General features: G+C 63.8%; 13 protein-coding genes. 2 read left to right on the forward strand and 11 right to left on the reverse strand.

The window, feature by feature from the left end; genetic code table 11:
• Window positions 1-41: 41 nt before the first annotated feature.
• The 11 genes from F8O05_RS00640 to F8O05_RS00690 form a co-directional block, all read right to left on the reverse strand.
• The gene (locus F8O05_RS00640) at window positions 42-1,685 is read right to left on the reverse strand and encodes an alpha/beta hydrolase (protein ID WP_158050833.1); all 1,644 of its coding nucleotides are present in this window, start codon (window positions 1,683-1,685) and stop codon (window positions 42-44) included.
• A complete protein-coding gene (locus F8O05_RS00645) occupies window positions 1,682-2,872 on the reverse strand; it encodes a DNA polymerase III subunit delta' (protein ID WP_158050834.1) in 1,191 nt (396 codons plus the stop codon). Before F8O05_RS00645 ends, F8O05_RS00640 begins: the two co-directional genes overlap by 4 nt.
• Complete coding sequence (gene tmk / locus F8O05_RS00650) at window positions 2,869-3,522, reverse strand: dTMP kinase (protein WP_158050835.1); 654 nt, start codon at window positions 3,520-3,522, stop codon at window positions 2,869-2,871. The genes F8O05_RS00645 and tmk overlap by 4 nt, the downstream gene beginning before the upstream one ends.
• Window positions 3,522-6,320 (reverse strand): type I DNA topoisomerase, encoded by a 2,799-nt coding sequence (gene topA, locus F8O05_RS00655; protein WP_158050836.1) that lies wholly within the window; start codon window positions 6,318-6,320, stop codon window positions 3,522-3,524. Before topA ends, tmk begins: the two co-directional genes overlap by 1 nt.
• 201 nt (window positions 6,321-6,521) lie before the next feature.
• On the reverse strand, window positions 6,522-6,950 hold the full coding sequence (locus F8O05_RS00660) for a type II toxin-antitoxin system VapC family toxin (protein WP_158050837.1): 429 nt from the start codon (window positions 6,948-6,950) through the stop codon (window positions 6,522-6,524).
• The gene (locus F8O05_RS00665) at window positions 6,947-7,186 is read right to left on the reverse strand and encodes a CopG family transcriptional regulator (RefSeq protein WP_158050838.1); all 240 of its coding nucleotides are present in this window, start codon (window positions 7,184-7,186) and stop codon (window positions 6,947-6,949) included. The genes F8O05_RS00660 and F8O05_RS00665 overlap by 4 nt, the downstream gene beginning before the upstream one ends.
• 62 nt (window positions 7,187-7,248) lie before the next feature.
• The gene (locus F8O05_RS00670) at window positions 7,249-7,629 is read right to left on the reverse strand and encodes a helicase (RefSeq protein WP_158050839.1); all 381 of its coding nucleotides are present in this window, start codon (window positions 7,627-7,629) and stop codon (window positions 7,249-7,251) included.
• Window positions 7,602-7,910 (reverse strand): TadE family type IV pilus minor pilin, encoded by a 309-nt coding sequence (locus F8O05_RS00675; protein ID WP_158050840.1) that lies wholly within the window; start codon window positions 7,908-7,910, stop codon window positions 7,602-7,604. The genes F8O05_RS00670 and F8O05_RS00675 overlap by 28 nt, the downstream gene beginning before the upstream one ends.
• Window positions 7,911-8,014: 104 nt before the next feature.
• Window positions 8,015-8,281, reverse strand: a complete 267-nt coding sequence (locus F8O05_RS00680) for a DUF4244 domain-containing protein (protein ID WP_225735653.1) — start codon at window positions 8,279-8,281, stop codon at window positions 8,015-8,017.
• 58 nt (window positions 8,282-8,339) lie between these two features.
• The gene (locus F8O05_RS00685) at window positions 8,340-9,293 is read right to left on the reverse strand and encodes a type II secretion system F family protein (RefSeq protein ID WP_158050841.1); all 954 of its coding nucleotides are present in this window, start codon (window positions 9,291-9,293) and stop codon (window positions 8,340-8,342) included.
• A complete protein-coding gene (locus F8O05_RS00690) occupies window positions 9,290-10,402 on the reverse strand; it encodes a TadA family conjugal transfer-associated ATPase (protein ID WP_158050842.1) in 1,113 nt (370 codons plus the stop codon). Before F8O05_RS00690 ends, F8O05_RS00685 begins: the two co-directional genes overlap by 4 nt.
• A gap of 266 nt (window positions 10,403-10,668) precedes the next feature.
• Here F8O05_RS00690 and F8O05_RS00695 point away from each other — a divergent pair, with 266 nt between their 5' ends.
• Together F8O05_RS00695 and F8O05_RS00700 are read left to right on the forward strand one after the other, a co-directional pair.
• On the forward strand, window positions 10,669-12,045 hold the full coding sequence (locus F8O05_RS00695) for a flavin monoamine oxidase family protein (RefSeq protein ID WP_158050843.1): 1,377 nt from the start codon (window positions 10,669-10,671) through the stop codon (window positions 12,043-12,045).
• A gap of 59 nt (window positions 12,046-12,104) precedes the next feature.
• Window positions 12,105-13,631, forward strand: a complete 1,527-nt coding sequence (locus tag F8O05_RS00700; RefSeq protein WP_158051315.1) for an APC family permease — start codon at window positions 12,105-12,107, stop codon at window positions 13,629-13,631.
• The last annotated feature ends 15 nt before the right edge of the window (window positions 13,632-13,646 follow it).

Here is a 13,646-nt window from a genome sequence, read left to right on the forward strand (position 1 = left end):
GCCAATCCTGCTTGGGTACGCCTACGGCTACTCAGCAACCTCTAGCAGGTGAGTCCGTATTCGGGGACGGTGCCGTCAATGAAGTAGTCATCCACGGTGCTAACGATGCACGCATCCCCCTGGCTGTAGGCAATGTGCCCTTCGCCTTCGAACTCGACAAGCACGCCGGATTCGAGCTGCTCGGCAACCGCCTCCGCCCACTTCAGTGGCGTGGCCGGGTCGTTGGTCGTCGCAACCACCAGCACCGGCGCGGCCCCCGCACCGGTAACCGGTTCTTGCGACTCCACGCGCGACTTCACCGGCCAGTTTTCGCAGGTGAGGTCGCCCACCTGCATCTCGAGCTCGGAAAGTTCGCCACCGAAGAGTGTCACGTCGGCGAGGCGCTCGTTGTAGTCACGGATGCGCCCTTCGTCGGTGACGAGCGGGTAGTCGAGGCAGTTGATCGCGGGGAATGCCTCGAACATGTTGGAGTCGTAGCTGCCATCGGGCATCCGGCCGTAGTAGGAATCCGACAGCGCAAAGAAGACCGAGGGATCCTGGTCCTGCATCCACGCCTCGAAGGCCGCCGTGAGGTAGGGCCAGCTGTCCTCCGAGTACAGGGCCGCGGAGATCGCCGTCTGGATCACACCGGAGGTAAAGATCCGGCCATCGGTGTGGACCGGCAAGGTCTCGTCAACCTCATCCATGATCGCCTGAATCTCATCGATCACGCCGTCCACTCCGCCGCCGCTATTGAACGGGCAGTCGGCACCGGTCAGGCAGTCTTCGAGGTACACGAGCGTGGCATCCGCGAATTTCTCCTGTTGGTCGACGACCACGTCAAACATCGGCACGGTCGGGTCGGTGGCACCGTCCAGCACGATTCGGCCGACGCGGTCCGGGAAGCGGTCGATGTACTGGGCGCCGATATCGGTGCCGTAGGACAGGCCAAAGTAGGTCAGCGAAGTGTCCCCGACGATCGCACGGAGCATATCGAGGTCGCTCACGGTGGACTGCGTGTCCACGTATTCGAGCAGCGGACCGGTGTTTTCGAGGCAGTCCGCGCCGAACTGGGCCGCCTGCTGGCGCCACCATTCGAAGGCTTCCTCGTCGGTCATGTCGGCTGCGTTCTCCGGAACGCCGTAGAGGAAGTCATCCATACCGGCGTCGTCGCGGCACTCGACCGCGCTTGAGTAGCCGACACCGCGCGGGTCCCACCCCACGATGTCAAAGTTCTCGCGCAGGTCTGCCGAGAAGAAATAGTCACCGCTGAGCCCGACAAAGTCGGTGCCGCTGCCGCCCGGGCCACCGGGGTTGGTAAACATCGAGCCCTGCGCCTGCCCGGTCGCGGGAAGCCGCACGAGGGCGAGCTCGATCGGCTCGTGCTCTTCCGGGTCTTGCCAGTTCATTGGCGCTGACACCGTGGCACACTCCACTTCGTCCGGGTAGGCACGATCTGCCGGACAGACACCCCACTCGGCGGACTGCTCGTAATACTCGACCAGTGCAGCATCGAGGTCCCCGTAGAGATCTCCCTTACCCTGCGCTTCGCCGCGTTCATTCGGGCTGATTGACGAGTCCGAGGGGTCGCTGGGCGCGGTGAGTTCCTGAATCATCACGCAGCCGCTAAGCGCCATCGTCGCGACCGTCGCCATCGCACCGGCGGCCAAGAGTCGGCCCCGCTTGCGCCGGGAGTGTGCGGTCATCGGGGTCCTCCATCCGGCCCTGCGGCCTGTGCAAGTCTTGCGACGTAACCAACCAATAAGCCTTCCAGCGCCAAAGTTGGCGGCACATTCGCGGCAAGCCGCTCACGTACGAGGCTGATGTCCTCAATGCTAGCCATCGTTTGGGACGGCTCGCCTGTGCGTGCGGCAGATTCAATTTCGGACCGCCGGGACTCGTTCACGAGGGGGACGCCCGCCTCCAACTGCAGCATGAGAGTGTCACGCCACAGCGACTGCACATCGGTCAGGATGCGATCAACGCCGTCGAGCGTGGCCCGCTTGGCACGCCGTTTCTGGTTCTCCTCGAGTTCCCGAAACACTCCCCGCAGCTGCCTGGGGATGGCCTGGTTCGGTTCCAGCCCGAGCGAGCGGAAGGTCTCCTGCCGCTCTTTTTCGTCGCGGTCTTGGGATGCTGCTTTGCCATCTTCGTCAGCGATCGTCACCCACTCGGCGGCTTTGCGAACGGCATCCCCCACACCACGCAGCGCGAGGACCCCGTCGAGCGCACGCTCGCGGCGTGCCCAAGCCTCCGGTGTGGTGACGAGCCGCGAGGCCATCCCCACGTGACTTTGGGATTCCGCCGCGGCCCGCTGCGCAAGCTCCTCGCTGACCCCGTGGCGCCGTACCAGCAGCGCCGCAACATCCGCCACCGCCGGGGTATGCAGCCCGACCGTGCGCACGCGCGAGCGAATCGTTGGCAGCAGGTCGGTGACACTCGGCGCGCAGAGCACCCAGACGGTAGTGCGCTCGGGTTCCTCGATCGCCTTGAGAAGGGTGTTCGAAGTGCGCTCCATCATGCGATCGGCGTCCTCTACGACAATCACGCGATAGTTCGCGTTCATTGGCGAGCGGGATGCGCGGGCCACCAGTTCGCGCGCGGTCTCGATCGTGATGATGAGGGTTTCGGTAACCACCGCCGTCAGGTCCGGATGTGAGCGGGAGCGCACCTGCAGGCAGGACTGGCATTCGCCGCAGCCACCGTCCGGGCACAGTAACGCCGCGGCGAAGGCATAGGCCGCGGTGGAGCGGCCGGAACCCGGCGGGCCGGTGATGAGCCAGGAGTTGGTGAACGCTTGCCGATCCTCGGAGCCCGGCCGCGAACCGCGAACCGCGCGCTGCAGGGTCTCGACCGCCTGCGGCTGGCCGATGACCTCGTCCCAGACGCTCACGCGCCGACCTCTCGGGCCGCGAGCGCCGCATCCACCCTGGCCTGTACCAGCTCGGCGATGGCCTCGGGTGCGAGGGATGCATCCACCACGAGAAAGCGGGAAGGTTCGGCCGCGGCAAGTTCGAGGAATTTCGCGCGCACCCGCTCGTGGAAGTCGCGGCTTTCGGCTTCGAGTCGATCAAGCCCGCCCCGCTGCGCGGCCACCCGCTCTCGGCCGGAGACCGGGTCGATGTCGAGCAGCACCGAGACATCGGGCAGTAACCCTTCGGTGGCCCAGAGTGAGAGGTCGCGGATCTCTTCGGCCCCGAGGTCGCGCCCCGAGCCCTGATAGGCCACGGAGGAATCGAGATAGCGGTCCTGCAGCACGATCGCGCCGCGTTCGAGTGCGGGGCGCACCCGGGTGGCGATGTTATTGGCGCGGTCTGCCGCGTAGATCAGTGCTTCTGCGCGCGGGACGATTTCGTTCTCGCTGTGCAGCAGCACTTCCCGCAGTGCGAGCCCGAGGTCGGTACCGCCCGGTTCCCGGGTGTGCAGCACCTCGAGTTCGCGCCCACGCAGGTATTCGGTGAGGAGGGCGACCTGGGTGGATTTGCCCGCCCCGTCGCCGCCCTCAAAGGTGATGAAGAGCCCGCGTGTGGTCACCGTGCCGATTAGCTTTCCTCAGTCTGGTCGGGTTTTGCCGCAGCGGTTTTCGCTGCGGTGGTCTTTGCTGCGGTGCTCTTCGCTGCAGTCGTCTTCTTGGCGGCAGGCTTTTTCGCGGCCGGCTTCTTAGCAGCTGCTTTCTTGGCAGCCGGCTTTTTGGCCGCCGTGGTGCGCTTCTTCGCCGGACCCTTCGCGCGCTTCTCGGCGATCATTTCAACCGCACGCTCGAAGGTGACCGCCATCGGGTCGGTACCCCGGGGCACCGTGACGTTCGTCTCACCGTCAGTGACGTAGGGCCCGAAGCGGCCGTCCTTCACCTTGATGGGCTTTTCGGAGACCGGGTCCGGTTTACCGAAATCAAGCAGCACAGACTTCGACTGCTGCCCGCGATACTTCGGCTGTGAGAACAGTTCCAGGGCACCGGCCACGTCGATCGTGAAGATCGAGTCTTCGTCGGGCAGCGTGCGGGTCTCGGTGCCCTTCTTCAGGTAGGGACCGTAGCGCCCGTTCTGAGCGGTGATCTCATTGCCGCTTTCCTCATCGGTGCCCACGACTCGTGGCAGCGACAGCAGCTTCATCGCCTCTTCGAAGGTGACGGCTTCCGGCACCATCGATTTGAAGAGGGATGCGGTGCGCGGTTTGGGTGCGGCGGCTTTCTTCTTTTTGGTCCCGTCGTCTTCCGGTGCCGGCAGCACTTCTGAGACGTACGGCCCGAAGCGGCCGTCCTTAACGACGATGTCGTGGCCGGTCTCGGGATCCTGCCCGAGCACCCGGTCGGTGACCACCGGCGCGTCAATGAGTTCTTGCACCTTGGTGGTGGTGAGCTCATCCGGTGCGAGGTCCTCCGGAATATTGATCCGGCGCGGTGTCGCATCCTCCGCGGCGCCGTCTTCGACCACCTCAATGTACGGACCGTAGCGGCCAATGCGCAGGGTCGCGTTCTCGGTGAGCTTGGTCGAGTTGATCGCGCGGGCGTCGATCTCACCGAGGTTGTCGATGACTTTCCGCAGACCCGGGTGGTCCTCGCTCCCGAAGTAGAACTCACCTAGCCACGCCGTCCGGTCCTGCTCACCCGAAGCAATGTTGTCAAGGTCGGCTTCCATCTGCGCAGTGAAGTCGTACTCCACGAGCTCCTCGAAGTGCTCTTCGAGCAGTCGCACCACGCTGAACGCGGTCCATCCGGGCACGAGCGCATTGCCACGCTTTTTCGCGTAGCCGCGGTCCATGATCGTGGCGATGATGGATGCGTAGGTCGAGGGACGACCGATGCCGAGTTCGTCGAGCACCTTCACGAGGCTCGCTTCGGTGTACCGCGGCGGCGGGCTCGTCTCATGCGACTTGGCTTCGGCACCCTCAACGGCAACCTGCTCGCCTTCCTTGAGGGGCGGGAGCTTCGCTTCCTTATTTTCGGCGCCACCCTCGCGGGTTTCGTCGCGACCCTCCTCATAGGCGGCGAGGAAGCCGCGGAAGGTGATGACGGTACCGGAGACCTGATATTCACTGGTCGTTGGGCTGATCGTGCCATCGTTATCGGGGAGATCGATGGCCGAGCCGGCGAGCGTTACCGTAGCCGTTTGCCCCTTCGCGTCGGCCATCTGGGATGCGACCGTGCGCTTCCAGATCAAGTCGTAAAGCTTGCGCTCAGTGTCGCTGACGCCGACGAGATCCCCGGGCCGCGTAAATTCGCTTCCGGCGGGACGGATGGCTTCGTGGGCTTCCTGCGCATTCTTCGCGTTCTTGCCGTAGTAGCGCGGCTTCTCGGGCACAGTATCGGCGCCGTAGAGTTCCGCGGCCTGCTTGCGCGCGGCGCTAATTGCCTGCGTGGACAGGTTCGCAGAGTCGGTACGCATATAGGTAATGTGACCGTTCTCGTACAGCGACTGCGCAACCGACATCGTCTGTCGTGCCGAGAAGTGCAGCTTACGAGAGGCTTCCTGCTGCAGGGTTGAGGTCGTGAACGGGGCCGCCGGGCGACGCGTATAGGGCTTGGACTCAACCGAGGTGACGGTGACCGTGACTTGCCCGGCTTTAAGCGCTTCCTCCAGTGTGGTCGCGGCAGGTTCCCGCAGCACCAACACGTCGTTCTTCAGCTGACCGCTGTCGTCAAAATCGCGACCGGTGGCAAGTCGCTGACCACCGAGCTTGGTCAGCCGAACGCCGAAGCCTTGCCCCGCGGCGTTGAGGTCCGCATTCACACCCCAGTAGGTCGCGGCGACGAAGGAAAGACGCTCGCGTTCGCGGTCGACGATAAGTCGGGTCGCGGCAGACTGCACTCGGCCAGCTGACAGCCCCGGGCCGACCTTGCGCCAGAGCACCGGTGAAATCTCGTAGCCGTAGAGGCGGTCGAGGATGCGGCGGGTTTCCTGCGCGTCGACGAGGTGCGCGTCGATATCGCGGGTCTGGTCCTTGGCAGCTTCGATCGCTTCTTGCGTGATTTCGTGGAAGACCATGCGCTTGACCGGCACCTTGGGCTTCAGCACTTCCATCAGGTGCCAGGCGATCGCTTCACCCTCGCGGTCTTCATCGGTTGCGAGGATGAGTTCGTCGGCCTCTTTGAGCGCCCGCTTCAACTCGGTGACGGTCTTCTTTTTCGCGTCGGACACCGCGTAGTACGGCTGGAAGCCGTTTTCGACATCCACCGAGAACTTCCCGAGCGAGCCCTGTTTTTGCTCTGCGGGCAGGTTTTTGGGCTCAATGAGGTCCCGGATGTGGCCCACCGATGCCATGACGGTGTAGCCAGCACCGAGGTATTTCGAGATGCTCTTGACCTTGGTGGGTGACTCGACGATTACGAGTGAGTTCGACAAATTGACGTTCCTCTATGCAGTAGGACGGTACCTCTTATATAGCGGGGGCAGATTCGAGGCGACGGCTGTGCGCCGAACATTTTTGGCGGCGCGTACCTGGGCACCATACAACAAGATTCCCGAGAGAAATGAGCCGCAATGAGATTTTGGACGGTGGATACACGGCCCAGATTCGTGCTTTCGCGCCGCAAATTGTGGATGTTAGTCGCGGTGCGGATTGATCCAGCGAACAGCGCCAAAGCGGGCAAAGTCGCTGTCAAATGAGCAGATACCCGTGCCATATTCGATCGCGAGTGCCGCCAGGTGGGCGTCAGGAATGAGGTTGCCTCGAAGATCACCCTGGACGATCAGCCCTCCGAGAATTTCATGATGTCTGCGCCCAGGTGTGGGTACCCAAACTTGGTCCGCATCCAGCCAATCAGTGACGATACTCCAGGCATCAGCCGGGCTCAGTGGGTTCGCGCTTACGCGGGGATGGGTGATGATGCGTTGAAACGCCATCAATGAGGCCCATGGCAATCCAACCCGTTCGGGACCGTTCATGGCGCTGTTGAGCCACTGCAGAGCCTTTGAATGGAAGTGGGATTGCTCGTCTACTGCATACAGCAGCACGTTGGCGTCAACAATCACCGGCCGCCCTCCGCGTCATACTCATCCAGGAGTTCGAGGGTGTCAGCGATGTTCGTGACATCGACGCGCAGCCCAACGTTGGCTGTGCGCTGTTGAAAAGGCACAGGTTCTTTCCGTGGATTGAGACCTGCCCGAGCGAGTTCGTTGACGGCTTCGCCGAGACCAATCCCGCGTTCTCGACGCAATTGTTCTGCCGCTGCTGCAACCGCCGGATCAAGCCGTACCGTGGTCCTCATGGGCGAAGGATAGCACTAGAGAATCAGTAATCTCGCATCATTGATGCATGTGTTTGAATGCACTATCTCGGCAGTCCTGCCCGTGCGGATGCGGTGATGGTGAACCAGCCAAGGTCACGGCTTACGGTGACCACACTTTCGATGCGGGTTGCCGTGCACGCCTGCAGACTGGCCTGGTGTAGCGAGGCCACCACCTTGGCCCGACCACAGGCGTCTCCCGGAATCCGGTTTGATGCGGTATCTGCTGCGGCGAGCGCTGCGGCATCGGCTGCGACCGAAGCTGCGGTGTGGGCCGCAAACACCCCGACCACCCCGATGAGTGCGATCGCGATCGCCGCGGTCGCGCCGATGATGCCTAAGGCCAGGGTTGAGCCCGCCCCAACCTCTCCTGCGAGCGCCCCTGTCCACCGTCGGGCTAGCCATCGGTGTCGCGCAGCGCACATGATCTTCCCTCCGCTCGAATCGACGTTGACAGGCCCGCGATGACCAGCGGTGCCGACACCAAAGCGCAGCGAAACTCGCCCGAATCCCAGGTCTGCAGGCTTGCGCCCGCTCCGGCGATCGACAGCGCCGACTCCGCGGCATCGCCGCGCGCGGACAGGCGTGCCGCTTCCCCGGCCGCATCCTGCACGCGAACGTAGGCGCCGGAGCTCACCACCGCACCAATGCACATTGTCAACACCAGCACCACGGCGGGAACGGCGGCTGCGAACTCGGCTGCCACTGAACCGCGCTCTGCCCGAAGGCACACGACTCGCAAGCACCAGGCTGGCAAGCACCTGCCCTTCCGCAGCCGCACGGCTCGCAGCCGCCATCCCCACCCCGTCATCATGACTGGAAGGCGCTCACGACGAGATCTTCGATGATCGAAGCGACCGCATCCGATTGTACGACCATCACGAGCACCCCTGCCAGAGCAACCGCGGCCATGATGACAATGGCGTATTCGGCTGTTTCGGCGCCGTCTTCCTCGTGTTTGATGCGATCAAGCAGCGCTCGCCCGCGCGCTTTCAGGGTCGTGCGTGCGTTGCCAGTGTTGGGTTCCATGTCAGTGTGGGATTGCGGGTCGGTATTGGTTTCCAGGTTGGTGTTCATGTCGGTCCTTTCCTCGGTGGATGCACGGCACGATTAGGCGCTGGGTTCGGCTGCGGATTCAAAGCAGCACCTGCCCCAGCACGGCAATAACGATCGGGGCAACCCCGAGCGCAAGAAACGCGGGCAGGATGCACGCCCCCAGCGGCAGCATGAGCTTTACCTCGAGCTGGGCGGCGGCTTTTGCCGCGGCGGTCCGGGCTCGTCGTCGCTCGAGGGTGGCTTCTGACCGCAAGAGGTCGGATGCGGGTACGCCGGCCCGAGTGGCAAGTTCCAGCACCGGTTCGGCTCGCTCGACTCCGGACGGCGCCAACTGCCAATTTCGTAGGGTGTCGCTGACTGCGGTGCGTACCTTTGCCGCCGAGTTGCCGCCGAGCATCCCCATCGCTACGAGGTCGAGGCCGAATCCCGGCGTGGCTGGGCGAGCCGTCGCGGTCTTGACGAGTCGGCGGTTCCACCACCAGCCGAGCAGCATGAGCACCCCGCCAATCAGCAACAGCACCCAGCCGATAGGGCCGCCGAGAAGAACCCCAAGCGGATTGAATCCGAGCAGGGAACCAAGGAGGAAACCGACTAGCGGCAGCGCCAAGACGATCCGGCTCGTAGCCTGCGGGGAAGCGAGCGCGATTGCCACTTCGCGTTCAGACTGGCCAATGTCCCGGAAGCCAGCGGCAAGTTCGCGCAGCGCTGGGCCCAACGGCGCACCTGTGGTTTCGGCCAGTCGCCAGGTGGCGCCGAGCGCACGCCAAGCGGCATTCGGATGCACCCGCAAGAGTTCCGCAGCATCGGCCCCCGCGCGGATCTCACGGGCAATTTGGCCTTCGACTGGTTCCGCCGGTGCCTGACGCTTACGCTGCCAAGGCCACCGACGCGGTGGTTTCTGAAACTGTGATTTCGAGAATTCAGCGAGCTGATTCCAAGCGTTCGTGGGTGCGCCGCCACCCGCAAGGAGCGCCGCAAGCCGTTCTACCACGGCAGCCGCTTCCTCAGCCGGGTAGGTGTCGTTGCCATTCATGAGCGCTCCAATTTCGCGCCGCTGCGAACACTCGTGATGCGCAGCCTCCCGGCATCATCGAGCCAGAACTCCCCCATATCCACGAGCTGCCGCACACCCTTGTGCCGTTCCACGTGCATCACCAGATCAATCGCCGACACGGTCTGCCGAGCGATCGCGCCTGCCGACATATCCGCGAGCGCCCCGAGCGCTTCCAAGCGCGCCGGCACATCGTGCAGCGAGTTCGCGTGCAGGGTTCCCGCCCCACCGTCGTGCCCGGTGTTTAGCGCTGCGAGCAGTTCCCGAAGTTCCGCGCCTCGACACTCACCAAGCACGAGCCGGTCCGGCCGCATCCGCAACGATTCCCGTACCAGCCGTGCCAGCGGAATCTCCCCCGCGCCTTCCACGTTGGCTTGCCGCGCTTCCAACGACACCACATGCGGATGCGCAATCCGCAGTTCGGCGACGTCCTCGATCACGACGATCCGCTCATCCTTCGCGGCTTCGCCAAGGAGCGCGCCCAACAGCGTGGTCTTCCCCGAACCGCCAGCGCCGGTAATAAGCAGGTTCGCGCGGTCAGCAAGCGCTCGGCGCACGAGCTCATCCGCTTCGGAATAAAAGAATCCGGCGGCCCGCAGATCATCAAAACTGGGGCGGATCGTCCGCGGTGCCCGAATCGACAGCAGAGTGCCGCTGGTGGAGACCGGTGGCAGTACCGCATGCGCCCGAATCCCATCGCCAATCCGCACATCCACCGTCGGCGAAGCTTCGTCCAGGTGTCGACCGCCCGCCGCGATTATCCGCACCGCCAACTCCCGTAGCGCCCGCTCCCCCGGTGCTCGCCACGACCGATCCTGCTCGAGACCGTTGCCGCGATCCACCCACAGTCCGGCCATGCCGTTGACGAAAATATCGGTGACCTCACCGTCCGCGATGAACCCTGCCAGCGGTCCGAATGCCTCCGCCTCCCCGCGAGTGAGCGCCCGCCGCTCGCGACGCGCATCCTCGCGACCGGGAATGGGTACGAGATCCACCTGTGCGGGGCGCTCCGCGGCCGGCCGAACGACGAACCGCTCGGGCGCATCCGTCGCGTATTCGGGTGCATACTCCGGTGCAAATTCGGTGTTCATGGCGGCAACCCTAGAAAGCTCCGGGCCCGACCGCTTGGCTCCCCTCTACACCTGTGGATGACGCCGCATCCACAGGCCAAATGCACGCCATCAGCCCACCAATAAATGACCGCTCAATACGCATTCCTGCCGCAGATTCATTGGCAACTCGGCAAATAAATGAATCCCGCGCGCACAAACCGCGCCAAATTGCCAGATTCTCGAAGCGAGTTGCGACCAAGCGGGCCTAGATTCACGGCAGTGCAATTTTGGCAAGGAAGGCAATCATGCAAGAGATCACTCGTGACGTCGTCATCATCGGGGCCGGTCCCGCAGGGCTCACCGCGGCACGCAGACTCACTCAGGCCGGCAAGTCGGTTGCTGTCCTCGAAGCTCGCGACCGCGTCGGTGGCCGCACCTGGTCCGACACCATCGACGGTGCATTCTTCGAAATCGGTGGCCAGTGGGTTTCCCCCGATCAGACCGCAATCTCGTCCCTCGCACAGGAGCTCGGGCTCGAACTCTTCGACCGCTACCGCGAAGGCAAGGCCGTGTACCTCGCCGCCGACGGCAGCCGCACCGAATACGACGGCGACCTGCCCGTAGGTGAAGAAGCCCACGCCGAGATGGAAAAGCTCCGCAAGGAACTCAACCGCCTCGCCGACGAAATCGACCCCGCAGCACCCTGGGACCACCCCCGTGCCGCTGAATTCGACAAGATTTCTTTCGAAGACTGGCTGGGCACCATCAGCGAGAACGAGGTCGCCCGGAACACCACCGCGCACTTCATCGCCGGTGGCATGCTCACGAAGCCCTCGCACACGTTCTCGTTGCTGCAGGCTCTGCTCATGGCGGCTTCGGCCGGCTCCTTCGACAACCTGCTCGATGAGGACTTCATCCTCGACAAGCGCGTGGTCGGCGGCATGCAGTCGGTCTCGCTGCGCATGGCGGAAGAGCTCGGTGAGGATGTCTTCCTGAACAACCCGGTTCGCACGCTTCGTTGGGCGGATGCTGGCCCAGGCCAGCCGGCCGAGGTCACCGCGATCGCCGATCACGTGACCGTCCACGCGCGCCACGCGATTCTCGCGATTCCGCCGAACCTCTACTCGCGCATCCAATACGAACCGGCGCTGCCGCGCACACAGCAGATCGTCCACCAGCACCACTCGATGGGCCTCGTAATCAAGGTGCACGCCACCTACGAGACGCCGTTCTGGCGCGAGCAGGGCCTCAACGGCACCGGTTTCGGTGTTGGGCACATCGTGCAGGAGCTCTACGACAACTCCAACCACGGTGAAGACCGCGGCACGCTCGTGGGCTTTGTGGTCGACGTCACCGCAGAGAAGATGTGGGCACTCCCGGAGGCCGAACGCAAGGAAACCATCCTGCGCTCGATCGCGAACTACCTCGGCGAGGAAGCCATGCATCCAGTCGCGTTCTACCTCTCCGACTGGGGTGCCGAGGAGTGGACCCGCGGCGCCTATGCCTGCAGCTACGACCTCGGTGGGCTCAGCCGCTGGGGCGCAACCCAGAACCTCCCCGTAGGCCCGATCTATTTCGCAAGCTCCGATATCCAGGGCATCGGCTACCAGCACGTCGATGGCGCGGTGCGGATTGGTGGCGATACCGCAAAGCGGATTCTTGACGGCGAGGCAGCTTCGTGAGCGCACCAACCACCAAAAGCCTGACCCTCAAGGGGCTTTCGGCGGGCAAAATCGGTGCGATGGCGGGCGCCGTCATCGGTATCTCCTGCATCGCGCCCGCCTACACGATGACCTCGGGGCTCGGCCCGACCATCGCCGAGGCGGGCTTGCAGACCCCGGTGATCCTGCTGATCGGGTTCATCCCGATGCTCTTCGTGCTGATGGGCTACCGCGAGTTGAACAACTCAATGCCCGACTCCGGCACCACCTTCACCTGGTCGGCACGCGCCTTTGGCCCGTGGATCGGCTGGATGAGTGGCTGGGGTCTGGTCGCCGCCACGGCGCTCGTGCTCTCGAACCTCGCCGCGGTCGCGGTCGACTTCCTCTTTATTGGGCTCTCGCAGATCTTCAATAATCCGGATATCGCCGACCTCACCCGCAACCTGTGGATTAACATCCCGATCGTCGCGGTGCTTACCGCCGCGGCCGCTTATATCGCCTATCGCGGTGCCGAAGAGACCAAGCGCCTGCAGTACGTGCTGGTCGGTCTGCAGGCGATCGCGGTGGTCTGGTTCCTCGTGGCCGCCACCGTGAAGATCATCCAGGGTCAGGCCTATGACTTCACGCCCGTGACCCTCGACTGGTTCAACCCAGCACTCGTCGGCGACGGCACCACCTTCAGCTTCTCTACGCTGGCGGCCGGTCTCTCGCTTTCGATCTTCATGTACTGGGGTTGGGATGTTGTGCTCACCATGAACGAGGAAACGAAGGACCCGCGTCGCACCCCGGGCCGCGCGGCCCTGCTCACCATCGGCATCATCGTGGTCACCTACCTGCTCGTGACCATCGTGGTCCTCGCCTACGCGGGATACGGCACGGAAGGCCCCGGTGCGGGTAACCCCGAGAACCAGGAGTCGATTTTCGCCTCCCTCGCACCCGAGATCATGGGGCCGTTCGCGCTCATCATGTCGATCGCGATCTTCGCGAGTTCCTCGGCCTCGCTGCAGTCCACGCTGGTCTCTCCCGCCCGTACCTTGCAGGCCATGTCGCACTACGGTGCGGTGCCGAAAACCTTCGGCAAGCTTTCGAAGTTCAAGACGCCCGGCACCGCAACCTTCTGGGCAGCGGCGGCATCGGTGATCTTCTACGTGATCATGCGCGTGGTGTCGGAGGATGCACTGTGGGACACCATCACCGCGATGGGCATCATGGTGTGCTTCTACTACGGCATCACCGGTTTGACAGCGTTCTGGTACTTCCGCGGCACCTGGTTCGAAAACATCGGCAATTTCTTCCGACGCTTCCTGCTGCCACTGCTCGGCGGCATCACGCTGCTGGCGATGTTCGTGAAGACGCTCTTCGACTCGACCGACCCCGACTACGGTTCGGGGAACGCGGTCTTCAGCACGGTGTTACCGGATGGCACACACGAGGGTGGCGTCGGCGTGGTCTTCTTCGCCGGGATGCTCATCCTCGGTGCCGGGGTCATCTTGATGCTCCTGCAGGCGATCAAGCATCGCGGGTTCTTCCGGAGTGAAGAGATCGAGGTCGGTTCGGTCTTGCAGGAGACCGACATGGTCCCGTTCGTTGCGGAGGACGCGAAGTAACCTGCCTCTGATTCC

Source organism: Gulosibacter chungangensis (assembly GCF_008831155.1).
In the GTDB taxonomy this organism is placed as follows: Bacteria; Actinomycetota; Actinomycetes; order Actinomycetales; family Microbacteriaceae; genus Gulosibacter; species Gulosibacter chungangensis.

Excerpts from the sequence above, each read along its gene's own strand:
- F8O05_RS00680 (WP_225735653.1), bottom strand. The coding sequence starts at position 8,281 with ATGAACACCAACCTGGAAACCAATACCGACCCGCAATCCCACACTGAC.
- F8O05_RS00690 (WP_158050842.1), bottom strand. The coding sequence starts at position 10,402 with ATGAACACCGAATTTGCACCGGAGTATGCACCCGAATACGCGACGGAT.
- F8O05_RS00670 (WP_158050839.1), bottom strand. The coding sequence starts at position 7,629 with ATGTGCGCTGCGCGACACCGATGGCTAGCCCGACGGTGGACAGGGGCG.
- F8O05_RS00640 (WP_158050833.1), bottom strand. The coding sequence starts at position 1,685 with ATGACCGCACACTCCCGGCGCAAGCGGGGCCGACTCTTGGCCGCCGGT.
- F8O05_RS00685 (WP_158050841.1), bottom strand. The coding sequence starts at position 9,293 with ATGAATGGCAACGACACCTACCCGGCTGAGGAAGCGGCTGCCGTGGTA.
- F8O05_RS00700 (WP_158051315.1), top strand. The coding sequence starts at position 12,105 with ATGGCGGGCGCCGTCATCGGTATCTCCTGCATCGCGCCCGCCTACACG.
- F8O05_RS00665 (WP_158050838.1), bottom strand. The coding sequence starts at position 7,186 with ATGAGGACCACGGTACGGCTTGATCCGGCGGTTGCAGCAGCGGCAGAA.
- F8O05_RS00695 (WP_158050843.1), top strand. The coding sequence starts at position 10,669 with ATGCAAGAGATCACTCGTGACGTCGTCATCATCGGGGCCGGTCCCGCA.